We start from the raw sequence: 22,794 nt of genomic DNA, 5'->3' as shown, positions 1-22,794 counted from the left end.
CCACCGACCAGAAACGCTAGCGACTTCGGCGGATTTCGCATCTCGAGAAATTTCTGACCTGTGGACAACATCTCCTGAACACTGTTCTGCTGAGGGCCCGATCCATGTCATGATCGGGGTCCCCTCGACCGGAAGGCACCCCCGTGTCCCACCAACGCCACACCGGCCGCGAGCTGGCCCAGATCGCCACCTTCGCCGGCATCATCGCCGTCCTCGGACTCATCCCCGCGGTCGCTCCCTTCGGCAATGCCGTCCCGATCACCGCGCAGTCGCTGGGCATCATGCTCGCCGGCGCGATCCTCGGCGGCCGACGTGGCGCACTGGCCGTCCTCGTCTTCCTCGCCCTCGTGGCCCTGGGCCTGCCGTTGCTGGCCGGCGGCCGCGGCGGCCTGGGCGTCTTCGCCGGCCCGAGCGTCGGCTACCTCATCGGCTACCCGATCGCGGCCTACGCCGTCGGCGTCATGACCAGCGCGATGGGCACGCCCTACCGGGTCGCACCCGGCATCGGCGTCACCCTCCTCGGAGGCGTCGTCCTGCTCAACCTGCTCGGCATCATCGGGATGATCCTGCGCGCCGACCTCGGCGTCGGTGCCGCGTTCGTCGCGGCCGCCCCCTTCGTCCCCGGTGACATCGTCAAGGCCGTCATCTGCGCCTTCGTCGCCAAGGGCGTGCACGCCGCCTACCCCGGCCTGATCCGCACCCGCCGCACCAAGCGTGCGGATGCCCTTGCCTGAGGTCACCGCGCGGGAAGTCGTCGACGTGCTCGCCACGAACGACCCGGTCGCGGCCTTCGGCGACGCGCAGCACAGGGGGCTGCGCGTCGCCCTGCCGACCTCCGGCACGTCCGGCCACCCCCGGACGATCGTGCGCACGACCGCCTCGTGGACCGACTCCTTCGCCGCGGTCAGCGACCTGACCGGCACCGCCGCCGACAGCCGTATCTGGATCCCCGGACCGGTGACCGCGACGATGAACCTCTTCGCCGCCGTGCACGCCCACGCTGTCGGCGCGACGCTCGTCGACCGCCTCACCGACGCCACCCACGCCCACCTCACCCCGGCCGCGCTGCGCCGGCTGCTCGCGGACGACGCCGACCTCACCGGTCGTGATCTCGTCGTCGCCGGCGACCGGGTCGACGCGACCGAGGCAGCCCGGGTGCGCGCCGCCGGCGGTCGCCTGCACCACTACTACGGCGCCGCCGAGCTGTCCTTGGTCGCCTGGGGCGAGCACGCGGACGCGCTCCGCCCCTTCCCCGGCGTCGACGTGCAGGCGCGCGACGGCCAGCTGTGGGTGCGCTCCCCCTTCGTCAGCGAGGGCTACCTGCAGCCGGAGCACGTCCTCCGGAGCGAAGGGGGCTGGACCAGCGTCGGTGATCGCGGCGAGGTCGTGGACGGCCGGGTCGTCGTCCTCGGCCGCTCCGGCGGCATCACGACCGCAGGCGCGACGGTCAGGGTCGCGGACATCGAGCACGTGCTGCGCCCCCTCGCCATCGGCGAGGTCGTCGTCGTCGGGCTGCCGCACCCCGACCTCGGCGAGGTGGTCGCCGCGGCCGTGACCGATGCTGGTGACGTGTCCCGCCTGACCGCCCTCGCCCGCGAGCAGCTCATCCCTGCGCAGCGGCCACGCCGCTGGGTGCACCTCGACCCGATGCCCACGACCAGCCACGACAAGGTCGACCGCAGCGCCGTGCGCGCGGCACTCGAGGCGACACGATGAGCCACCCCGTCATCATCGCCGCGACCCGCTCCCCCATCGGCACCGCCGGTCGCTCCCTCTCGCACCTGACCGTCGACCGCCTCGCCGGCCCCGTCCTCGCGGCCACCCTCGAGCGCTCCGGCCTGGTCGCTGACGAGGTCTGCGACGTGGTGTTGGGCAACTGCATGGGCCCCGGCGGCGACATCGCCCGCGCCGCAGCGCTGGCCGGTGGGCTGCCCGTCGGCGTCCCCGCCCTCACCGTCGACCGGCAGTGCGCGAGCGGGCTGGCCGCCATCGACGTCGCGGCGCACCTCGTGCGCGGCGGTGCGCATGCCGTCCTGGCCGGCGGGGTCGAGTCGGTGAGCACCGCCCCGTGGCGCTACTGGCCACCCGTCGACGGCGCCGACCCCGTGCGCTACGAGCGCGCTCCCTTCGCCCCGGCGGGCTGGGACGACCCCGAGATGGGCGTCGCCAACGACCTGCTCGCCCAGGAGGCCGGCGTGACCCGCGAGCGCCAGGACGAGTACGCCGCGCGCTCGCACGCCCGGGCCGTGACAGCTCGCGACGCGGGACGGTTCGACGGTGAAGTGGTCGCCGTCGACGAGGTGGTGCGCGACGACCGACCCAAGCGGGCACTCACCGTGGACAAGCTCGCGCGACTGCGACCGGCCTTCCGCGACGACGGCTCGGTGACCGCCGGCAACTCGTGCGGCATCAGCGACGGCGCCGCTGCCGTGGCGGTCGTCGACGAGGCGACCCGGGCTCGGCTCGGAGTCCCCGGCCTGCGCATCCTCAGCACCGCCACCGCTGCCGTGCCGCCCGAGCGACCCGGTCGAGGGCTCGTCCCCGCCACCCGCATCGCCCTCGAGCGCGCCGGTGTCGGTCTGGACCAGATCGACGCCATCGAGATCAACGAGGCCTTCGCCGGGCAGGTCCTCGCGTGCTGCGACGAGCTGGGGCTGGACCCCCTTCGCGTGTGTGCCGACGGTGGCGCCCTCGCCCTCGGCCACCCGTGGGGCGCCTCCGGGGCCGTGCTCGCCGTGCGGCTCTTCCACCAGCTCGTCACCCAGCGCGAAGGGGGCGAGCTCGGCCTCGCCGCCATCGCCGCCGGCGGCGGTCAGGGAGTCGCGATGGTGGTGCAGGCATGCTGATCGACGTCAGGGACGTGACGCACGGGTTCGACGGTGGCACACCGGTGCTGCGCGACCTCACGATCCGCCTCGAGGAGCCGCGGATCGGGGTCATCGGGGCCAACGGGTCCGGCAAGTCGACCTTCGCCCGGATGCTCAACGGACTCGTCGTCCCCGAGCACGGCACGGTCACCCTCGACGGGCTCGACACCGCCCGGCAGGGACGCCAGGTTCGGGGCCGGGTGGGCTTCTGCTTCACCGACCCCGACGCGCAGATCGTCATGCCGACGGTCGCGGAGGACGTCGGCTTCTCGCTGCGGCGCCGCGGGCTCAGCAAGGCCGAGATCGCTGATCGCGTCGACTCCGCCCTGGCGGCGCACGGGCTCGCCGGTCGGGGCGCCCACCCCGCGCACCTGCTGAGCGGTGGGCAGAAGCAGCTGCTCGCTCTCACCGCCGTGCTCGTCACCGAGCCCGACCTGCTCGTCATGGACGAGCCGACGACGCTGCTCGACATCCGCAACGCCCGCCGGGTCGCCGACGCGGTCCGGGACCTGCCCCAGCAGGTCGTCCTCGTGACGCATCACCTCGACCTGCTCACCGACTTCGACCGGGTGCTCGTCTTCGACAACAGCCGGCTGGTGCACGACGGCAGCCCGTCGGACTCCATCGCCCACTACCTCGACCTCATGGACCACGACCGGTGATCGGCCTCTACCGCGAAGGGCACTCGGTCATCCACCGCCTGCCCGCCGGAGCCAAGCTCGCCGGCCTGCTGCTCGCCGGGCTGGTCTCCCCCTTCGTCCGGTCGACGGTGGCGACGACCGCGGCGCTGATCCTCGTCCTCGCGGGCTACGCCCTCGCCCGGATGCCGGTGCGGGTGCTGCTGCAGATGCTGCGGCCGCTGCTCTTCGTCATGGTGCCGCTGGCGGTCTTCCAGACCGTGGTGGCGGGCTGGCAGCGAGCCTTCGTCATCGTCGGTGTCCTCGTCGCCCTCGTGCTGCTGGCCAACCTCGTCACGCTCACGACCCGCACCAGCGACCTCATCGACGTCGTCGTCCGCGTGTGCGGGCCGCTGCGTCGGGTCGGGGTCAACCCGGAGCGCGTCGGGCTGATGCTCCAGCTGGCGATCCGCGCCGTGCCGCTGGTCATCGACCTGGGCCGTCGCGTGCGCGAGGCGCAGCACGCCCGCGGGCTGGGCGCGAGCCCGCGGGCCTTCGCCGTCCCGCTCATCGTGGGCGCCCTGCGCAGGGCCGATGCCATGGGAGACGCGCTCGCCGCACGCGGATTCGACGACTGACCCGACGGCCTGTGGACAACTCCCGACATCGATGACGCGGATCGACCTACCGTGCCCACATGCAGCTGCGGATGAGCATCATCGACTCCCGCGGCGGGGGCACCGAGACCATCGACGTCCGCGCCGAGGAGCACCACACCCTCGGTGACCTGCTGGACGCAGCCGGCCACCCGAGCTCGACCGTGCACGTCGGCCGGGAGCGCCTCACGCACGACGCGCCCATCGGGCTGCCGCCCCTGCTCGGCGGGGCCACCCTCGTCCTCGGCGACGCCGGCCCCGGCGCGGGAGGGCCGCGGCGCCCCCCCCTTCGCCTGGTGACGACGTGCGGCCCCGATGCGGGCCGGACGCACGACCTCACTCCCGGCCGGCACACCATCGGCCGCGGTGAGGCCGCCACGCTGCGGCTCGCCGACGACGCCCTCTCGCGGGAGCACCTCGAGCTGACCGTCGACCGCGACGGCATCCACCTGCGCGACCTCGACACGACCAACGGCACCCTGCTGGACGGCGCGCCCGTACCGCTCGATGGCGTGCGCGTGCGCTCCGGCTGCCACCTGCGGGCGGGCCACAGCAGCCTGACCATCGAGGCCCACCGTCCTCGACCCGCCAGACGCACCCCGACCGGCGAGGGAACCCTCGGGGTCAACCCGACCCCGCACCTGCCCCGCACCGCGCCGCCCGTGACCATCCGCGTGCCCCCGGAGCCCACGGTCCCACCTCGTCGTCGCATCCCGTGGGTCATGGTGCTGCTGCCGCTGCCCTTCGCGGGCGTGCTCGCCTTCTTCTTCGGACCCAGGATGCTGCTCTTCGGCCTCCTGTCCCCCCTGATGGTCCTCGGCTCGACGCTCTCGGACCGCACCAGCTCCCGGCGGGAGCACCGCGAGGCCCACGCCGAGTGGGTGCGTGAGCGCGCCCGGACCAGCACCCGACTCACCGCGGCGCTGGCTGCCGAGCGGCGTGAGCGGCTCCGGGTGGCACCCGACCCGGCCGCGCTCCTCGACGCGGTCCGTGGGGAGTCGACTCGCCTCTGGGAGAGGCGCTCCCAGCACGCGGAGCATCTCGCCCTACGACTCGGCCTCGGCGCACAGCCCGCCCGGTTGGAGGTCGAGCACGGCCCGGGCGCGCGCGGCCACCCGGTCCTCGACGACGTGCCGCTCACCGTCGACCTCGCGCAGGCAGGAGTCCTGGGCGTCGCGGGGCCGCAGTGGTCACGCGACCGACTCGCGCGGCACCTGCTCGGCCAGCTCGTCGCACTGCACTCCCACCACGACGTGCGCGTGAGCCTGGTCGCTGACGACGGGGGGTGGTGGACCCCCTTCGCCGGGCTGGTCCACCTGCGCGCCCACGACGACCTCCCGGAGTCCGCCCGCGTGGCGACCAGCCCCGAGGACGGCGCCGCCCTGCTCGCTGGGCTCGCCCGCCTCACCACGGAGCGCGCCGCCGGCGCCCTCGATCGTCGCCGAGAGGGCGAGCAACCGCTCGTGACCCACGTCGTCATCGTCGACGGGGTCGGCACCTGGCGGGCCGACCCCGGCCTGCGGACGATCATGAGCGAAGGGGGACCGCAGCGCGTCCTCGTGATCGCCCTCGCCGACAGCCCGGCCCAGCTGCCCCACGAGGCCGGTGCCGTGGCAGCCCTCGACGGTGACGACCTGCGGCTGCTGCTCGCCGGGGAGCAGGCGGCACGCGGGGTCGTCGACGGGACGGGCGAGAGCTGGGGGCGACGGATCGCCACGGCGCTCGCGCCCCTGCGGGACGCGACACCCGACGCCCGGGGAGGCAGCCTGCCCTCGGCCGCTCGGCTCGTCGACCTGCTCGACCTCTCCCCCGACGAGCCGACCGCGATCCACGACCGGTGGCGGGAGTCCGGCGCGCAGCGCCCCACCGACCTCGCCGTCGTCGTCGGGGCAGCCGGCGAGGGGTCATTCCGCATCGACCTGCGGCGGGACGGTCCGCACGCCCTCGTCGCGGGGACGACGGGCTCCGGCAAGTCCGAGTTCCTCCAGAGCTGGGTGGCCTCGCTCGCGGCTCGTCTCTCACCGCGCGAGATCACCTTCGTCCTCGTCGACTACAAGGGCGGCGCTGCCTTCGCCGAGTGCTCCCGGCTCCCACACACCGTCGGCATGCTCACCGACCTCGACCCGGCCGCTGCCGAGCGGGCACTGACCAGCCTCGACGCCGAGCTGACCCGCCGCGAGCACGTCCTCGCCGCCTCGGGTGCCAAGGACATCGACGACCATCGCGGCGAGCCGCTGCCCCGGCTGATGATCGTGATCGACGAGTTCCGCATGCTCGCCGAGGAGCAGCCCGACGCCCTCGCCCATCTCATGCGCATCGCCGCCGTCGGTCGATCGCTCGGTGTCCACCTCGTCCTCGCGACCCAGCGGCCGGGCGGCATCGTCTCCGCGGACATCAAGGCCAATGTCAACCTGCGCATCGCCCTGCGCGTGCGTGACCGCGTCGACAGCGACGACGTGATCGGCTGCGCCGACGCGGTGGACATCCCGGAGTCCTCGCCGGGCCGGGCCCTGGCGAGCACGGGCGGGAGCCCCGCGCGGCCCTTCCAGACCGGACGGGTCGCCGGGCACGCCGCAGGTGTCGGCGGTGCGCTGCTCGTGCGCCGGGCCGACGAGCCGTGGCCCAGTCCCCCGGCGGTCGACGACGCCGGGCCGACCGACCTGCAGCGCCTCACGCGCACGATGACCCGGCTCGCCGCGTCGCTGGACCTGCCGGCGCCACACCGCCCGTGGCTGCCTCCGCTGTCCGAGACGATCGAGGCGCAGGCCCTGCCCGCTACGGTGGTGGGCGAGGCGCCCTTCGGCCTGGTGGACCTGCCCGCCGAGCAGCGCCAGTCGTCGCTGGCGTGGTCGACCACCGACGGCCACTGGATGGTCGTCGGGGGCCCGGGCTCCGGGCGCACGAGCAGCATCGCCTCGCTGGTCACCGCCGCCGCCGGTCGTTGGGGTCCCGACCGCCTGCACGTGCAGGTCCTCGGTGACGGCTCCTCGCGACTGGCGTCCCTGACGAGGCTGCCGCACGTCGGCAGCGTCGTCGACGGCGAGGAGAGCACCGTGGTCGGGCGCTTCCTCGACCGGCTCGAGGACGACATCGCCGAGCGACGCTCGCTCCTGCGGACCAGCGGCCACTCGACGCTCGACGCCTGGTGGGCCGCGCACGACACCGACCCGGCGCCCGTGGCACCACCGCCCCACCTGCTGCTCGCGATCGACGGCTGGGGACGCATCACCCGCCCCAGAGGGTCGATGGACCTCGGGGAGAGCGCCGAGGTGCTGGAGACGCTCATGCGTGACGGGATCGCGCTGGGCCTACGGGTGCTCGTGACCGGTGGTCGCGAGCTGCTCTCCGGTCGGGTGTCCTCTCTCGTCACGACCCGTCTCGTGCTGCACCTGGGCGACCGCGGTGACGCAGCCCTCGCCGGTCTCGCACGGGGCGAGGTCTCAGAGCGCCTCGTCCCCGGTCGAGGTCGGCTCCAGCCCGGCGGCCACCTCGTGCAGGTGGCCCTGCCGCGACGTCCACCAGAGGTGTCACCCGGCGAACCGCCGCCCGTCGTCCCACCATGGGTCGTGGAGGCGCTGCCCACGTCGGTCCCACTGGACCTGCTGAGCAGCGCCGACCGCGAGCGCGTACCCCTCGGGCTCGGGGGCTGCGGCACGGAGCCGATCATCTGGCGGACCGACGGAGCACGCCGCTTCCTCGTCTGCGGCCCTCCGCGCAGCGGTCGCTCCACCACGTTGGCGGCACTCGCGCACCAGCTCGTGGCGGCAGGCCACCCCTTGGTCGTCGTCGGCTCCGCCGAGGTCGCCGCCGGGCTCGACTGCCCCGTCATCGGGCCTGATGATCACGACTCCCTCATCGCGCTGCGTCAGCGCCACCCGGACCTGGCCGTCGTGGCCGACGACCTCGAGCGGCTCGACGGGTCCCCGGTGGCCGACGTGCTCAAGGAGATCGTGCGCCGGCTCGACGCCGACCGGGGCCTGCTCATCGGGTCGACATCGACGCAGAGTGCCGCCAGCCAGGTCCGGGGGCTGATCTCCGAACTCGCCCGCGCCCGCACCGGCCTGCTCCTGCAGCCCTCGGCGCGCTCCGACGGCGATGCACTGGGTCTGCGGGTCCCCCCGCTCGCGCGCGTCCCGGGGCGTGGGTACCTCGTCGTCGACGGACGAGCGCTGGAGGTGCAGGTCGCCCACCCACGGGTAGGGATGCTCACGACCGGCCCATGACCTCGGCAGCGCCGCCGGGCCGGCCGAGGCCGACGCCCGCTCACCCCAGGCGCGGGGTGCGCGGTGGCTCCGTGCGGCGCCGCCCGGTCGACTCGAATGCCGCAGCCATCGTCAGCAGCCGGTTGTCGTCCCAGCCGCGCCCGGCAAAGGTCAGGCCGACCGGCATGCCGATGTCGGTCATCGTGCCCATGGGGACGGTGACCGTGGGGATGCCGAGGTGCCGTGGCACGAGGTTGCCGTTGGCCACCCACACGCCGTTGCGCCACGCGATGTCGGCCGACTCCTCCCGCACGTCGGCGTCGGCGGGCGCCACGTCCGCGACGGCGGGGAAGATCATCGCGTCGAGGCCGAGGTCGTCCATCCACTCCTCGAGGTCGACCCGTCGGGTCTCCTCGAGGCCGCGCAGACCCCCTTCGAGCAGGGGCAGGGTCGTCACGTCCTCGACGACACCCATCGCACGGGCCCGGGTCACGTAGTCGGCGAGGTCGAAGTCGAGCTCGCCGTAGCGATATGGCAAGGAGCCCTCGGGGTGGGGGAAGATCCGCGGCCCGTCGACGTCCGCGAGCCGGTGGAGCGCCGGGTCGCCGTTGGCCTGCAAGAAGGTCTCCCAGCCCCACATCGACTGGTCCCAGATCTCCTCGTCGAGGTAGCCCCGCGGCAGCAGGCCGCGGGTGCGCACCGTCGGTGCGCCGGCGCGGTCCCCGTCGTAGTTGGACACGACCGGGAAGTCGGTCTCGACGACCTCGGCGCCCGCGGCCTCGAGGTCGGCGCGCGCCGTCTCGAAGAGTGCCAACGAGCTGGGCCGTGGCACGATCCGTTGACCGATGGGCCCGCCGAGGCCGACTCCGGTCCCGGCCTCGTCATCGGTGCCGAGGTACATCCGCGGCACCGCCAGCCGCAGCCCGCGAAGGGGGGCCGCGTCACGCGGGTGCAGCTGCGGGTAGGACCTCGGTCGCACCGTCGACGCGGCCGGCACCGTGATCCAGGGCTGGGTGCGCCACAGGTCACCCGTGGTGTCGGGGTCGTCGTCGACGATGACGTCGAGGACCTCGAGCAGGTCGGCCATCGTGCGCGTGTGCGGGACGACGACGTCCATCGAGGGAACCAGCGGCCAGTTGCCGCGCACCGAGATCACCCCGCGCGACGGCGTGTAGGCGCACAACGCGTTGTTGCTCGCCGGCGCCCGACCGGAGGACCACGTCTCCTCCCCCAGCCCGAAGGCCGCGAAGCTTGCTGCCGTCGCCGTCCCCGACCCGTTGGACGAGCCCGAGCCGAAGGCCGCTGTGAGGTAGTCACCGTTGTAGGGGCTCTCCGCCCGGCCGTAGACGCCCCGCTGCATGCCGCCGTTGGCCATGGGCGGCATGTTGGTCAGCCCGATGAGGACCGCACCACCGCCACGCAGCCGCTCGATGGTGAAGGCATCTCGCTGGGCCACCAGGTCGGCGAAGGCGGGTGACCCGCTCGCGCAGGTGAGCCCGCGGGCGAGGTAGGAGTCCTTGGCCGTGTAGGGGATGCCGTCGAGAGGGCCGAGGGCCGCTCCCTTCGCCCGGCGGGCATCGCTGGCCCTCGCGTCCCGCAGCGCCTCCGGGTTGGGGACGACGACGGCGTTGAGCCGGATACCGCCACTGTCGTAGGCAGCGATCCGGGCGAGGTAGGCGGTGACGAGGTCCTCGCTCGTCGTCTCTCCGGAGACGAGGGCTGAGCGAAGGGAGGCGATGTCCGCCTCGACGACGTCGATGCTCCCCACGTCAGAGCGTCCGGTCCGTCAGGTCTGCGGAGGGAGCGAGCAGGGACGCGACGTCCCCTGCCACGGCGACCACCGCGAGGGCCAGGCCGACCCAGATGCCGTTGGTTGCCGTCAGCGTCCAGGCTGCCGGCAGGAGGAGGACATTCCAGACGAGGGTCGGCGTCCGCGGCCACAGCGCCGACTTGCGCCAGGCCGCAGCCAGGACGGCGAGCAGGATGGCGAAGATGAGGCAGACCACGAGGGACATGGAGGCGGTGCTGGCGTCGACGGCCCGGCCGTCGGCCAGCTCGAGGCCGTAGAGGAGCGCCGTCACGACGAGCGCGAGCGCCTCGACGAGGCACACCGCCGCGGCGGCGATCGCGGGTCGGGTGGGCGGGGGAAGGGCGCTGCTCGAGGTCACGACCAGCAGCGTAGGTGACCGAACACACGCGGAGAAGGAACAAGCCGTTCTCCCACACCGTTGGCATACCGAGCAGTATCTTGGACAATGGTGTGTGTATTGAGTCGTGGCTCGCCCACGTCTTGGTGCACACCCGGTCGTCCACGGCACCGTTTGCCATGCATAGACCTCCCCGACAACAAGGAGCACCACCCTCATGGATTGGCGCGACCGCGCAGCCTGTCTGGACGAAGATCCGGAACTGTTCTTCCCCATCGGCAACACCGGCCCCGCGATCGCACAGATCGAGGAGGCCAAGAAGGTGTGCCGCCGATGTGAGGTCGTCGACACCTGCCTCAAGTGGGCCATCGAGTCCGGCCAGGACGCCGGGGTGTGGGGTGGTTTGTCCGAGGACGAGCGCCGCGCCCTCAAGCGCCGCAAGGCCCGCGCCCGCCGCGCCGGCTGACCTCACCGCACCTGACCGCCGTCTCCGGGCACTCGCTCGGGGGCGGTTTCGTCGTCTGTGGGGTCAGGTCTCGACGCCGCGCAGCCGCACGCTGAACCGCACCCGAGTCCCATGGGGCTCCACGTCGTCCCACCTGATCTGCCCCCCGAGGTCGTGCACCATCGAGGTGATGATCCTGGTCCCGAGGCCCGCCCGGCTGGGCCGGAACCCGGTGGGCAGCCCGACGCCGTCGTCGACGACGGTGACCCGCAGGATGTCGTCGTCCTCCTCCTCGCCGGTGCGCTGGGCATCGACGTGCACGCTCCCGCCCTCGGGGATGCCGTGCTCCACGGCGTTCTGCACCAGCTCCGAGAGGATGAGCGCGATCGCGGTGGCGTCCTCTGCCCGGACCAGCCCGAAGGAGCCGGTGAAGCGCGAGTCGATGTCACCGCTCGTGCGCGCGACCTCGACGATGGCGCGCAGGCCACGGATGGCGACCTCGTCGAACTCGAGGGCCTCGGCGAAGCCGGTGCTCAGCGCCTCGTAGATCATGGCGATGACCCCGACGCGGCGCACCGCCTCGTCGAGAGCCTCCTTGGCCGACTGGTCCGGCACCCTGCGCGACTGCATGCGCAGGAGCGCCGCGACCGTCTGGAGGTTGTTCTTGACCCGATGGTGGATCTCGCGGACGGTCTGGTCCTTGGTCATCAGCTCGCTGCCACGACGGTGCAGCTCGGACACGTCCCTGACGACGACGATGGCGCCGTGCCGGTCTCGCCCCCGCAGGAGCGGGATCGCCCGGAGGGCCAGCGCAGCGTCCCCCACCGACATGTCAGCACGCCAGGCCGCCCGGCCCATGGCCACCAGGGACAGTCCCTCGTCGAGGTGACCGCTCTGGTTGGGCAGGCCGCTGAGGACCTGGATGAGGACCTCGCCCTCGACGGGTCCCGGGTGCCCGAGCTGCCGGATCGCGCTCAGCGCATTGGGTGATGCGTACTCGACGGTGCCGGCCGCATCCAGGCGCATCACGCCGTCGCCGACCCGTGGCGCACCACGGTGCGGCCCGCTCGGCGAGGCGGACGCCGGCCAGGTGCCGTCGGCCACCATGGCGAAGAGCTCGTCGCCCATGCCCGCGTAGTTTTCCTCGAGACGGGTCTGCGGGCGACCGCTGTCGAGCTGGTCGTGGATGCTCAGGATGCCGATCGTGCGGCCGGCCCGGCGCACGAGGCGGGCCCGCTCGTGGATCAGGTCCTGCCCGCGCTCACGCACGTGCTCGCTCTGCCCGGCGTCGGCCGCCCGGGTGATCAGGTCCCCGAAGACTGCGCTGGCCTCCTGGCCGGCGACCTCCTCGACGAAGACCATCGGGCCCGTCATGGGACGGGTGTGCGCCGCAGCGACCCAGCCCCCGTCGTGGGCCAGCCAGAGGACGAGGTCGCTGAAGGACAGGTCGGCGAGCAGGTGCCAGTCCTCCACGAGCAGATGCAGCCGCTCGTCATCGGCCGCGTCGAGGCTCGGGGTGATCCGCAGGAAGTCCGCCAGTGTCCGCACGTCGCGATCCTAGTGACGCACGGACACCGGCAGCGGCCGCCCCGGGTCAGCGCGTGACCGAGCGCAGGGTGCGCAGGGCCACCGACAGCGCCGCCACCCCCGGTGAGGTCAGCTGTCGGATCCCCGCCAGCTGGGTCTGCACGCGCTCGACGGCCTCGTCGTGCTCGCGGGACCACTCGGCGAACCGCCCTGCCGCATCGCTCCCGTCGCGCTCCAGCACCGCGCTCGTCAGGGAGTGGAGCGTCGCGTAGAGGTCGTCACGGAGGGCGCCGCGTGCCATGGCATCCCACTGCTCCTCGCGGGGCAGCCGGGTGACCATGATCAGCAGCTCGTCGATGCCGAAGGTCTCGGAGAGCAGGTAGTAGCACTCAGCGACCTCGAGGGGGGTGTGCCCACCCTGCTGCGCCGTGTCGACGATGTCGAGCACCGAGTACAGGTCGAGCAGGATCGCCGTGCGTCGAGCGAGGTCGGTCGGCACCCCGTCGTCGACGAGCTCCTGGGTCTTGCGGACCAGTCGCTGCGCCTGCGAGCCACGCAGCAGCTCGGGGATCTGTGGCGCGATCTGCGCGACCGGCTCGGCGAAGCGCTCGATCTCCTCGCTCACGTTGAGACGACCGGGGCGATTGCCGAGGAACCACCTGACCGACCGGTCCATCAGCCGGCGCAGCTCGAGGTAGAGCCTCGTCTGCACCATGGTCGGGACGACGTTGTCGAGCGCCTCGACCCGGGCGACGAAGTCGTCGAGGCCGAAGACCTCGCGGCTGACGAGGAAGGCGCGAACCACCTGGGCGGACGTCGCGCTGGTCTCCTCGGCCGCCCGCTGGACGAAGGTGATCCCACCCCGGTTGACGAGGTCGTTGGCGACGGCCGTGGTCACGATCTCCCGACGAAGGGGGTGGGCCCGCAGCGCCTCGCCGTAGGTGCCCCGCAGCGGCGTCGGGAAGTACTCGGTGAGCTGGCGCTCAGTGGCCGGGTCGTCGGGCAGGTCGGACTCGAGCAGGTCGGCCTTGAGGGACATCTTGGAGTAGGCCAGGAGCACCGCCAGCTCGGGCGAGGAGAGTCCCTCGTGCTCCGCCATCCGCTCCGCGACCTGCGACCGGCTCGGCAGGAACTCCAGCTCACGGTCGAGGTCACCGCGCTCGACGAGCGACTCCATGAGCCGCTCGTGCACGACGAGCATCGCCCCGTCCTGAGCCCGGGCATTGCCCAGGAGGACGTTCTGCTCGTAGTTGTCGCGCAGCACCTGCTGGGCGACCTCGTCGGTCATCGAGGCGAGCAGTGCCACCCGCTCCTGCGGGTCGAGGCTGCCCTGCCGGATCGCCTCACCGAGCAGGATCTTGATGTTGACCTCACGGTCCGAGGTGTCGACGCCGGCTGAGTTGTCGACCGCGTCGGTGTTGATCCGCACCCCGGCACCGGCCGCCTCGATGCGTCCTCGCTGAGTGGCCCCCAGGTTGCCCCCTTCGCCCACGACGCGGGCGCGCAGCTGCGCTCCGTCGACCCGGATGGGGTCGTTGGCGCGGTCGCCCACGTCGGAGTGCGACTCGGCACCCGACTTGACGTAGGTGCCGATGCCGCCGTTCCACAGCAGGTCGACCGGCGCCTGCAGGATGAGGTGGATCAGCTCGTTGGGGGTCATCGAGGTGGGCCCGTCGAGCCCGAGCGCTGCGGCCGCCTGCTCGCTGACCGGCACCGACTTGGCGCTGCGGGAATACACTCCCCCTCCCTCGCTGATGAGGGAGCGGTCGTAGTCGTCCCAGGTGCTGCGGGGCAGGTCGAAGAGCCGCCGACGCTCGGCGTGCGACGGGCCCGCCTCGGGCTGCGGGTCGATGAAGATGTGCAGGTGGTTGAAGGCTGCGACCAGGCGGATGTGCTCGGAGAGCAGCATGCCGTTGCCGAAGACGTCGCCACTCATGTCACCGATGCCGACGACCGTGAAGTCCTCGCTCTGGGTGTCGTGTCCGAGCTCGCGGAAGTGCCGCTTGACGGACTCCCAGGCGCCGCGGGCCGTGATGCCCATGCCCTTGTGGTCGTACCCGACGGATCCACCCGAGGCGAAGGCGTCGTCCAACCAGAACCCGTACTCGCGGGCGATGGAGTTGGCCAGGTCGGAGAAGGTCGCGGTGCCCTTGTCGGCGGCGACGACGAGGTAGGAGTCGTCGCCGTCGTGCCGCACCACGCGCTCGGGCGGGACGATGCCCCCGTCGACGCGGTTGTCGGTCACGTCGAGCAGCCCTGAGATGAAGGCGCGGTAGGCCGACCGGCCGGCCTCCATCCACGCCTCACGGTCGAGCGTCGGGTCCGGCAGCTGCTTGCCGAAGAAGCCGCCCTTGCTCCCCGTCGGGACGATGACGGCGTTCTTGACCATCTGGGCCTTGACCAGACCGAGCACCTCGGTGCGGAAGTCGTCGCGCCGGTCGCTCCACCGCAGACCACCGCGAGCGACGGCGCCGAAGCGCAGGTGCACCCCCTCGACCTGCGGGCTGTGGACCCAGATCTCGAAGGCAGGGTGCGGCTTGGGCATGTCCGGCACCTTGGCCGGCTCGAGCTTGAAGGACATCCGCGGGAGCGGCTCGCCCCGCTCGTCACGGACGAAGTAGCTCGTGCGCAGGGTGGCGCCGATGACCCCGAGGAAGGCCCGGACGATCCGGTCGTGCTCGAGCGAGCTGACGTCCTCGAGCTGGGCGTGGATCCGGTCGGTGATCTCCTGCTCGACGGCCGCACGCGCCTCGTCGGCGAGCCCGTCATGGGTCTCGGGGTCGAAGCGGGCCTCGAAGAGGGCGACGATGTCCGCCGCGATCTCGTGGTTGTCGACGAGCGCGGACTCGAGGCTCGTCTGGCCCCAGGTGCCCCCGGCCTGCCGCAGGTAGCGGCCGATCGCGCGCAGGAGACCGACCTGTCGCCAGGTGAGGCCGGCCCGGATGATGAGTGCGTTGAAGCCGTCGGACTCGGTGCGCCCACCCCGCACGGCCATGACCGCCGACTCCACCAGGTCGCGCAGCTCCTCGTGGGTGTGGACCTCCCAGACCGCGGGGTCCTCGGTGCGCAGGCTGAAGTCGTAGATCCCCACGACCATCCCGTCTGCCCGCGTCAGCGTGTAGGGCTCCTCCTCGATGACCTTGACCCCGAGGTCGCGGAAGATCGGCATGAGGTCGTCGAGGATCAGCTCCTCGGAGCTGAAGAGCTTGAACCGCCGGATCCGCGGGTCCTCTCCCCCACCGGAGCCGCGACGCGGCTTGTAGAGCGCGCAGGCGAAGGGGGTGGCCTCCCCCAGCGTGGCGAGGTTCTTCAGGTCGGCGACCGCCTGCGCCACGTCGAAGTCCTCCTCGTAGTCCACGGGGAAGCCGTCGACCCAGGGTCTGAGCAGCGTCGTCGCGATCTCGGGCCCGACGATCTGGTGCGCGGCGCGCACCAGTCGTTCCTGCCAGGTGAGGACCGCGTCGGCCACCGCCTCGTCGAGCTCACGGTGCGCGTCGCCCTCCGGGAGCACGACCTCCGACGAGCTGCGCAGGATGTAGTAGAGGCGCGCCATCGGTTCCTCGGACACGTGCGCGGTGAAGGAGACCTCGTCGGCGCCCGTCGCCTCGCACAACCTGTCCTCGATGCGGTGCCGCACCACCGTGGTGTAGCGGTCCCGGGGCAGGTAGACGATCGCGGTGACGAACTGCCGTCCGGCATCCAGACGCAGGAAGGTCGCGGTCTGCATCCGGTGGGCCATCTGCTGGATGCGCGTCACGACCTCACGCAGGTGGTCGACCGGCGCCTGGAAGAGCTCGTCCCGCGGGAGGGTCTCGAAGAGACGCATCACGAAGGCACCCGAGTGGCTGTCGCGAGCCCAGCCCGCATCGTCGAGCACCCGCTGCACCTTGTCGGCGATGAGCGGGATCGACAGGACCGAGCTCGTGTAGGCCGTCGACGAGAAGAGGCCAGCGAGCCGACGCTCGATGACACGCCCCTGCTCATCGGTGAACCGCACGGCGACGAGGTCGGGGTGGGTGACCCGGTGGACCGGCAGCACGGCACGCGACTTGCCGATGGACAGGCAGCTCATCCCGTGGTCGGTGTGGCCGAGCGAGCTCCCGAGGGGCGTGATCGACTCGGCGGTCGAGTCGGAGCGCAGCATGCCGAGACCGCTCCCGGGGATCGGTGTGACGGTCGCGTCCTCATCGACGACGTGGTCCCGGGAGCCGATGAAGGTGAAGTGGTCGTCGCCGAGCCAGTGCAGGAACTCTGCAGCGGCTCCCTGGGACTGCTCGCTGCCGATGCCGCGCCCGCCCTCCAGGAAGGCTGCGGCCTCGAGGGTGGCCGCCTTCATGGCATCCCAGTCGTCGACCGTGGCGGCGACCGCGTCGACCACCTCCACCACCCGCTCGCGGAGCAGCGAGACGTCGACCCGGTCGGCGAACTCGATGCGGATCCAGGACTCGTCGTGGAGGTGCGGGTCGGTGTGCCCCGACCGCGGGTCCTGGTCCACGACCTCGACGAGGGTGCCGTCGTCATCCCGGCGCACGGCGAAGAGCGGGTGGATCAGGAGAGCGACAGCCACACCCTCGACCCCGAGCTCACCGAGGACGGAGTCCACGAGGAAGGGCCGGTCGGCGGTGACGACGTGGAGCACCCCGTCGACGATCTCGACGATCGTCTCGTCGGGCGCACGCCGGGCGGCGACGCGCCGGTGGGTGGTCGCCATCGCGACGAGCTGCTCAGGGCTGCGCTCCTGCAGCACCGTCTCGTCGACGTGTCGGAGGTACCGCTCGACGAAGGGGGGCTCGACGCCTGCCGCGGTGGCGGCGGTGACGAACTCCTCGGCGAGCCCTGGGGCGGTGGCGGTGTGGGCAGGCAGCTGAGCCATGTGTGGGGCGTCCTCGATCTGCATTCGCGACTGGTCACGGGACCTCGCGGTCCCGTCCCTTCGAGGGTAGCGGTCATGATCTGCATCACGTCACCACCTCGCGGACGACCACCGCTGTGGACGACTCAGGTGGACCGCGAACCATCCTCGTTAGGCTGAGTCGCACCATGCCCCCTTCGCATCCTCGGCCCGAGGACCTCGACGAGCTGGGTGCCGCCATGTCCGCCGTGGCCGAGCACGCCGCCGCCGTCGGGGAGCACCTGCTCGACCACATGGTCACCGTCGGCGACCACACGGCGCAGTCGGCCGTCGATGGAACCATCGACGCTGCCATCGACACGCTGCGTGAGATCGGCGCCAGCAGCCGGGAGATCGCTCTCGGCCTGGCCGCCCTGGGACCGCTCGCGACCGGGACGACCCGGGCCGAGGAGAGCGTCCACGCCCCACGGGTCAGGCCGCTGCGATGAGCCATCCCGGGATGGGCGACCCGGCCTCGCTCAGCGCCCTCGCCGCGACCGTGCGCCGAGCCGCCCTTCAGCTGCGCACGGATGCCGAGCGTCTGGCGTCGGCACTCGAGCACGCCTCGCCGGGATGGACCGGACCGACGGCCACGACGACTCGCCGTCGCAGCGCCGCCGTCGTGGCCTCGGTGGAGACGGTCGCGACCGCCCTGGACGCGTGCGGAGGGTCCCTGCAGCGCGCCGCCACCGACCTCGCGGGCTGCACGGCCGACCTCCGCGCGATCGAGGAGCAGGCGGGCGCCGCAGGCTTCGAGGTGCAGGACGGCCGGCTGCTGCGCGCCTGGGGCATCACCGGTGTGGCCGACCACGGCGCGGAGGCCGACGGAGACCGGGCCCGCCAGGCACTCCAGGGTCGGCTGCACCTGCTCGCCTCCGCCGTGGGCCGGCTGCGCGCCCAGCTCACCGCCGAGTGCGAGCAGGCCACTCGACTGCTCGGCGAGACGAGCGCGGCGCTGCGTCGGTAGGCGCACGAGCGCTAGCGTGTGCCCATGAAGATCACGCGCAGCGCCCCCCTGCCGGCCGGCGTCGAGGACGCCTTCGCCGTCGTCTCGACGCAGGAGTACCAGCAGGCCAAGGTCGAGGCACAGACGCCGCGCGCGACCGCGACGGTCACCGACCGCGCCGGCAGCACCGTGGTGCGCTCCGAGCGCCACCTGCCGACTGCGGGCATGCCTGGACCGGTCGTCTCCATGGTCGGCGACACCCTGTCGATCATCGAGCAGCAGACCTGGGGTCCGGCGAGGAGCGACGGGTCACGTCACGCCGACCTCGCACTCACCGTCACGGGGGTCCCGCTCAAGCTCGTCGGGACGATCGCCCTCTCCCCCACCGCCTCGGGGTCGACCTTGGTGATCGACGCCGACCTGTCGTGCTCGATCCCGCTCTTCGGCAAGAAGATCGAGGAGGCTGCCAGACCAGCGATCGACGACTCGATCGACCACGAGGTCAGCCAGCTCGGCGCTCGGCTGACCTGAGTCCCGACACGGGTCAGTCGGTGGCGCGGGCCAGCTGCGACAGCTCGGTCACGTCGTACCAGAGGAGATCGTCATACCCGGCTCCGACCGCGCCTTCCTCCTCCTCGACGTGGAAGCACACCACGTCGCGAAGCGGCACGTCGAGCAGCGAGTCGAGACTGGCATCGGGTGACGTACCCGCCGTCTCGGCCACGTCCGCGGAGGCGACCACACGTCGGCCGGCACCCAGCGCGCGAGCGGCGTCGAGGGCCTGGCACATGGCCTCGAACTCGAGGTCCTCCTCGTCTGCGGTGGCATCCCACGAGCGAAGCGCCGCGGTGACCGCACAGCCATGACGCTGCGGCAAGCGACCCTGCTCCACCACACCGGTGAGCTCGGGCAGCAGCAGGGGCAGGTAGGCCCGCACGCTCACGCACCCCTCGATCGCTGGGCCGACTTCAGGTCGGACAGGGCATCTTCGATGGCCTGCGCGAGCAGGTCCAGGTCACTCATCGAGTCGCGGTCGCCGTTGAGTCCGTAGTAGACCCGGCCGTCGTAGGACGTCAGCCCGATCGCCAGACCCTGACCGCGACCGAGGGGCATGACGGGATAGGTCTCGACGAGTCGGCACCCCTCGACGTGCAGTGCCTGCTGCGGACCCGGGACATTGGTGATGACCAGGTTGAAGAGCCGTCGCGTCATGGCGCTGCCCAGCCGGGCGCCCAGGGTGTGCAGCGTCGGCGGCGCAAACCCACCGATCGACGCCAGCGAGGTGGCCCCGACCCCTTCGGCAGAAGCAGACTCGATCTGCTGGCGCATCGCGAAGGAGATCTGGTGCAAGCGCATCGAGGGGTTGTTCTCCCCGATGGGCAGGTCGACGTAGCACGCCGTCATCGCTGCGTCGGTCAGCGGATCGCCCGAGCCGTCCACGATGCTGACGGGGACCATCACCCGCAGCGCCGAGGTCCCGGTCACCGGGAGGCCGCGCGTCTGCATCCAGGCACGAAGGGCGCCGGTCAGCGTGGCGAGGATGACGTCGTTGACGGTGACGGCCTCGACATACTTGCCCCGGGTGAGTCGACTGCGGATCTTGCGGTAGTCGTCGAGGTCGGTGTCGACCATGACGTAGCGGCGGGCGGCGCCCACGGGCGTGTTGAGCGGCGAGCTGGGGGCCGGTCGGGTGCCCACCTTGGCCAGGGTCGAGACGACCCTGCCGGCGGTCTCGGTGGCCCGACGACCGGTGGCCGACACGTCCTTGAGCCCGTGGCTGACGCTCGAGACGAGCCGTGCGGGGTTCAGGACGGAGCCGAGCAGGGCGTCGGCCACCAGGCGCAGGTCAGAGGGCTCCTTGCGCCGCACGGAGGTGGCGTCGTCGACGGGGACGGCATCCGGGTCGACGAGCAGGTGCGCGAGGTCCACTGCATGGATGCCGTCCACCATCGCCTGGTGCGCCTTGGTGACGACGGCGAACCGACCGCCCTCGAGACCCTCGACGAAGTAGGCCTCCCAGAGGGGCCGGGCCTGGTCCAGACGGCGGGCCATGATCCGCGCGACGAACTCCTCGAGATCGCCACGCGTCCCCGGCGACGGAAGGGCGGCCCGGCGCACGTGGTACGTGAGGTCGAAGTGCTGGTCGTCGACCCACACAGGGGTGTCGAGTCGTCCCGGGACCTGACGGATGCGCTGCCGGTACCGGCCGTGACCGGCGATGCGATCGCCGACGACGGCCACGAAGCGGTCGTAGTCGAATCCGTCTGCCGGAGGCTCGAAGACCATGACCGAGCCCACGTGCATCGGGAGCGTCGCCTCCTCGAGGTAGAGGAAGGCCGCGTCCAGGGCACTGAGTTTGTTGACCACGAGGACATGGTGGCACGGGCGGGGGTGACGGGCACCCCCTTGGTCATGTGACCGGTGCCGCGATCACGGTCGACGTCTCCGCAGGACACGACCCGATGCTCGTCGGGCTGGGGCGACGACCCCGCTGAAGGTCCCCGCGAGCTGCGCGATGGCCCGGCGCAGCTCGCTGTCGGGGTCGCACTCGGCCAGCGTCATGCCGGCCAGCAGAGCAGCGTCGGTCGCGGCACGGTCCTCGGGGAGGAAGGTGATGCCCTCCACCCCGGCGAAGCGGGCCAGCGACTCCTCGACGCGACGCCTCGGGTCGGCGCCCACCGACGAGGCGCGCAGCCGGTTGACCACCGGTCGCGGCGTCGGGGAGGCCACCTGCCCGACCCCCTGCACGGCCCGCACCATCCGCTGCAGCCCCACGGGGTCGGCCGAACCCACGAGGAGCAGGTCGTCCGCCTCGGCGAGACCGGAGAGCGTCGCGGCATTGCGCCGCGGCGCAGCGGTGTCGTAGCTGAGCTCCTCGTCGTCCTCGATGGCGAAGCCGAGGTCGAGGACGACGAAGGCGCCGAGCGAGCGGGACAGGTCGATGATCTGCTCCACGGCCGCCGGACGGATCTCCGGCCACCGGTTGGGTGTCGGGATGCCCGTCAGGACACGGAAGCGGGGCGAGACCTCGACGGCGAGCCGGGCCAGCCCCATCAGGTCGAGGGTCCCCAGCTCGGACGCGCGCGCGGCCGAGGCCAGACCCGGCGCCTCGTCGAGGACGCTCAGCAGCTGGGCGACCGCTGCGCCGTAGGTGTCGAGGTCGATGAGGACCGTCGGTGCGCCGGCGGCCGCGAGCTCACTCGCCAGGTTGACCGCGACGGTGCTGCGCCCGGGTGCGCCGGTCGGTCCCCAGACCGCGATGACCCGTCCGCGCACCGCCTCGGCCGGAGCCACGGGTGGCGGGGTGGAGTCGGTGACGAGCGCCACGGGGGCTGTCGGCGGGTCCTGGCCGGGCCACGTCTGCTGCGGTCCCGAGGCGACGGCGACGCCTGCAGCAGCGTGCACGGTCAGACTCTCCACGAGGTCCTCGCCGGGGGTGGCGAGGTGGACGTGCCGCTGGACACCGAGCTGGCGCAGCCGGCGCTCCTGCTCCTCGTCCCCGTCGGGGCTCGCGCCGACGACGGCGACCCCGTGCGCGCCCAGGTGCGCCAGTGCGTCCCGATCCAGCCCCCGAAGGTCGGCGGAGACCAGGGCCACGTCGCCGTGGCCGGCGGCGGCAGCAGCGAGCAGGTCAGCGAGGTCGACGCAGCGGCGTCCGACGGCGATCCCCGGGAGCCGGTCGACGATCTCGACCATGCGCCCCTCCCACGCGTGGGAGAGGGCAGTGAGCACGGTGACGGACATCAGTCCTTCTTCTCCGGGCTCCCGGCCTCGATGACGAGCTTGATCGGATGGTCCTTGTCGTCCAACGACAGCAGCTCGGCCACGAGGTCCTTGGGGACGACGAGGATCGCGGCAGACCCTGACCCGGTCCCCATGACCCCGCCCGAGGACTTGGGCAGCGCATAGACGGTGACCCGGCGGGCGACGACCTCGTAGGTCGGGCGCTCGTCCGACCGCCGTCGCTCAGCGGACGGCGCAGGCGCAGGGGGCGCCAGCACGGTCACTCGTGAGCCCTTGGTGAGGTTGCTCAACGAGACCGGGTCGACGCGCACCGGGACCCGTTGCACGTCGAGCTCGAGGGGGCTGACGACCGCTGAGCGCGGCAGCAGCTCACCCGCTCGCAGCTCGCGGTCGACGACCGCGCCCTCGGGGAGCTCCTGGTCCGAGCGGAGGTACGTGGCCGACCCGTCACCCAGCTGGACATCGACCCTCTTCAGGTCGCTCTCGTCGATCGACTCGCCGGGCGTGAGCGGTGCGTTGGCTGCCCACACCCCCACCCGGTCGTCGGCCGCGCGGAAGGCCAGGGCCCCGATGACCACGGACAGGAGGACCAGCAGGATGCCGATCAGCAGGCGGGTGTCCTTCCACGACGGTTTGGTCAGTCGCCGTGCGGTCGGCGTGGGCAGCGAGCTCACGGCGCTCCTTCGGAGTCGAGATCGGGTCACGAGCATCATGCACCGATGCGGCCGACAGTGCTCGGCGATCATCCACAG

At 72.3% G+C, this 22,794-nt stretch carries 18 protein-coding genes; 10 read left to right on the top strand and 8 right to left on the bottom strand.

The window, feature by feature from the left end; genetic code table 11:
• Positions 1-143 precede the first annotated feature (143 nt).
• From EXU32_RS03395 to EXU32_RS03370, 6 genes are read left to right on the top strand one after another with little or no spacing between them, the layout of a single operon-like run.
• Positions 144-734: a biotin transporter BioY gene (locus EXU32_RS03395; RefSeq protein WP_130628633.1), complete on the top strand. Its 591-nt coding sequence runs from the start codon at positions 144-146 to the stop codon at positions 732-734.
• Entirely contained in the window at positions 727-1,716 is a 990-nt protein-coding gene (locus EXU32_RS03390; RefSeq protein WP_165399562.1) for an AMP-binding protein, read from the top strand. Before EXU32_RS03395 ends, EXU32_RS03390 begins: the two co-directional genes overlap by 8 nt.
• The gene (locus EXU32_RS03385) at positions 1,713-2,846 is read left to right on the top strand and encodes a thiolase family protein (protein ID WP_130628631.1); all 1,134 of its coding nucleotides are present in this window, start codon (positions 1,713-1,715) and stop codon (positions 2,844-2,846) included. Before EXU32_RS03390 ends, EXU32_RS03385 begins: the two co-directional genes overlap by 4 nt.
• Complete coding sequence (locus EXU32_RS03380; protein ID WP_130628630.1) at positions 2,840-3,529, top strand: energy-coupling factor ABC transporter ATP-binding protein; 690 nt, start codon at positions 2,840-2,842, stop codon at positions 3,527-3,529. The genes EXU32_RS03385 and EXU32_RS03380 overlap by 7 nt, the downstream gene beginning before the upstream one ends.
• Positions 3,526-4,122, top strand: coding sequence for an energy-coupling factor transporter transmembrane component T family protein (locus EXU32_RS03375; RefSeq protein WP_130628629.1), 597 nt, complete (start codon positions 3,526-3,528; stop codon positions 4,120-4,122). The genes EXU32_RS03380 and EXU32_RS03375 overlap by 4 nt, the downstream gene beginning before the upstream one ends.
• A gap of 59 nt (positions 4,123-4,181) precedes the next feature.
• Complete coding sequence (locus EXU32_RS03370) at positions 4,182-8,363, top strand: FtsK/SpoIIIE domain-containing protein (RefSeq protein WP_130628628.1); 4,182 nt, start codon at positions 4,182-4,184, stop codon at positions 8,361-8,363.
• 40 nt (positions 8,364-8,403) lie between these two features.
• On the opposite strand, the gene EXU32_RS03365 is transcribed toward EXU32_RS03370, so the two are convergent.
• Positions 8,404-10,110 carry an amidase gene (locus EXU32_RS03365; protein WP_130628627.1) on the bottom strand — a complete coding sequence of 569 codons (1,707 nt, stop codon included), beginning with the start codon at positions 10,108-10,110 and terminating at the stop codon, positions 8,404-8,406.
• A 1-nt stretch (position 10,111) separates the two neighbouring features.
• Positions 10,112-10,510 carry a hypothetical protein gene (locus tag EXU32_RS03360; RefSeq protein WP_130628626.1) on the bottom strand — a complete coding sequence of 133 codons (399 nt, stop codon included), beginning with the start codon at positions 10,508-10,510 and terminating at the stop codon, positions 10,112-10,114.
• A gap of 196 nt (positions 10,511-10,706) precedes the next feature.
• Between EXU32_RS03360 and EXU32_RS03355 the strand changes: the two genes are divergently transcribed.
• The gene (locus EXU32_RS03355; protein WP_007925026.1) at positions 10,707-10,955 is read left to right on the top strand and encodes a WhiB family transcriptional regulator; all 249 of its coding nucleotides are present in this window, start codon (positions 10,707-10,709) and stop codon (positions 10,953-10,955) included.
• 63 nt (positions 10,956-11,018) lie between these two features.
• Here the strand turns inward: EXU32_RS03355 and EXU32_RS03350 are convergent, their stop codons facing one another.
• Complete coding sequence (locus EXU32_RS03350; protein ID WP_130628625.1) at positions 11,019-12,482, bottom strand: sensor histidine kinase; 1,464 nt, start codon at positions 12,480-12,482, stop codon at positions 11,019-11,021.
• Between the two features lie 46 nt (positions 12,483-12,528).
• Complete coding sequence (locus EXU32_RS03345; protein WP_130628624.1) at positions 12,529-17,334, bottom strand: NAD-glutamate dehydrogenase; 4,806 nt, start codon at positions 17,332-17,334, stop codon at positions 12,529-12,531.
• 167 nt (positions 17,335-17,501) lie between these two features.
• Between EXU32_RS03345 and EXU32_RS03340 the strand changes: the two genes are divergently transcribed.
• From EXU32_RS03340 to EXU32_RS03330, 3 genes are read left to right on the top strand one after another with little or no spacing between them, the layout of a single operon-like run.
• On the top strand, positions 17,502-17,801 hold the full coding sequence (locus EXU32_RS03340; protein ID WP_130628623.1) for a hypothetical protein: 300 nt from the start codon (positions 17,502-17,504) through the stop codon (positions 17,799-17,801).
• Positions 17,798-18,319 (top strand): WXG100 family type VII secretion target, encoded by a 522-nt coding sequence (locus EXU32_RS17110; RefSeq protein ID WP_165399561.1) that lies wholly within the window; start codon positions 17,798-17,800, stop codon positions 18,317-18,319. The genes EXU32_RS03340 and EXU32_RS17110 overlap by 4 nt, the downstream gene beginning before the upstream one ends.
• Positions 18,320-18,343: 24 nt before the next feature.
• On the top strand, positions 18,344-18,829 hold the full coding sequence (locus EXU32_RS03330) for a DUF2505 domain-containing protein (protein ID WP_130628622.1): 486 nt from the start codon (positions 18,344-18,346) through the stop codon (positions 18,827-18,829).
• Positions 18,830-18,842: 13 nt separating this feature from the next.
• Here the strand turns inward: EXU32_RS03330 and EXU32_RS03325 are convergent, their stop codons facing one another.
• The 4 genes from EXU32_RS03325 to EXU32_RS03310 all read right to left on the bottom strand — a co-directional run bounded on the left by EXU32_RS03325 (position 18,843) and on the right by EXU32_RS03310 (position 22,716).
• On the bottom strand, positions 18,843-19,241 hold the full coding sequence (locus tag EXU32_RS03325; RefSeq protein WP_130628621.1) for a DUF6912 family protein: 399 nt from the start codon (positions 19,239-19,241) through the stop codon (positions 18,843-18,845).
• On the bottom strand, positions 19,238-20,665 hold the full coding sequence (locus EXU32_RS03320) for a WS/DGAT/MGAT family O-acyltransferase (protein ID WP_130628620.1): 1,428 nt from the start codon (positions 20,663-20,665) through the stop codon (positions 19,238-19,240). Before EXU32_RS03320 ends, EXU32_RS03325 begins: the two co-directional genes overlap by 4 nt.
• Positions 20,666-20,728: 63 nt before the next feature.
• Positions 20,729-22,042 carry an AAA family ATPase gene (locus EXU32_RS03315; protein WP_130628619.1) on the bottom strand — a complete coding sequence of 438 codons (1,314 nt, stop codon included), beginning with the start codon at positions 22,040-22,042 and terminating at the stop codon, positions 20,729-20,731.
• Positions 22,042-22,716 carry an SAF domain-containing protein gene (locus EXU32_RS03310; RefSeq protein WP_130628618.1) on the bottom strand — a complete coding sequence of 225 codons (675 nt, stop codon included), beginning with the start codon at positions 22,714-22,716 and terminating at the stop codon, positions 22,042-22,044. The genes EXU32_RS03315 and EXU32_RS03310 overlap by 1 nt, the downstream gene beginning before the upstream one ends.
• Positions 22,717-22,794 lie beyond the last annotated feature (78 nt).

Source organism: Janibacter limosus (assembly GCF_004295485.1).
GTDB lineage: Bacteria > Actinomycetota > Actinomycetes > Actinomycetales > Dermatophilaceae > Janibacter > Janibacter limosus_A.
Note: the sequence above shows the minus strand (reverse complement) of the source record. Positions and strands in the feature narration are given on the sequence as shown.

What these genes read in the sequence shown, in the direction of transcription:
- EXU32_RS03385 (WP_130628631.1), top strand. Translation starts at nt 1,713, where the DNA reads ATGAGCCACCCCGTCATCATCGCCGCGACCCGCTCCCCCATCGGCACC.
- EXU32_RS03380 (WP_130628630.1), top strand. Translation starts at nt 2,840, where the DNA reads ATGCTGATCGACGTCAGGGACGTGACGCACGGGTTCGACGGTGGCACA.
- EXU32_RS03370 (WP_130628628.1), top strand. Translation starts at nt 4,182, where the DNA reads ATGCAGCTGCGGATGAGCATCATCGACTCCCGCGGCGGGGGCACCGAG.
- EXU32_RS03355 (WP_007925026.1), top strand. Translation starts at nt 10,707, where the DNA reads ATGGATTGGCGCGACCGCGCAGCCTGTCTGGACGAAGATCCGGAACTG.
- EXU32_RS03345 (WP_130628624.1), bottom strand. Translation starts at nt 17,334, where the DNA reads ATGGCTCAGCTGCCTGCCCACACCGCCACCGCCCCAGGGCTCGCCGAG.
- EXU32_RS03340 (WP_130628623.1), top strand. Translation starts at nt 17,502, where the DNA reads ATGCCCCCTTCGCATCCTCGGCCCGAGGACCTCGACGAGCTGGGTGCC.
- EXU32_RS17110 (WP_165399561.1), top strand. Translation starts at nt 17,798, where the DNA reads ATGAGCCATCCCGGGATGGGCGACCCGGCCTCGCTCAGCGCCCTCGCC.
- EXU32_RS03330 (WP_130628622.1), top strand. Translation starts at nt 18,344, where the DNA reads ATGAAGATCACGCGCAGCGCCCCCCTGCCGGCCGGCGTCGAGGACGCC.
- EXU32_RS03315 (WP_130628619.1), bottom strand. Translation starts at nt 22,042, where the DNA reads ATGTCCGTCACCGTGCTCACTGCCCTCTCCCACGCGTGGGAGGGGCGC.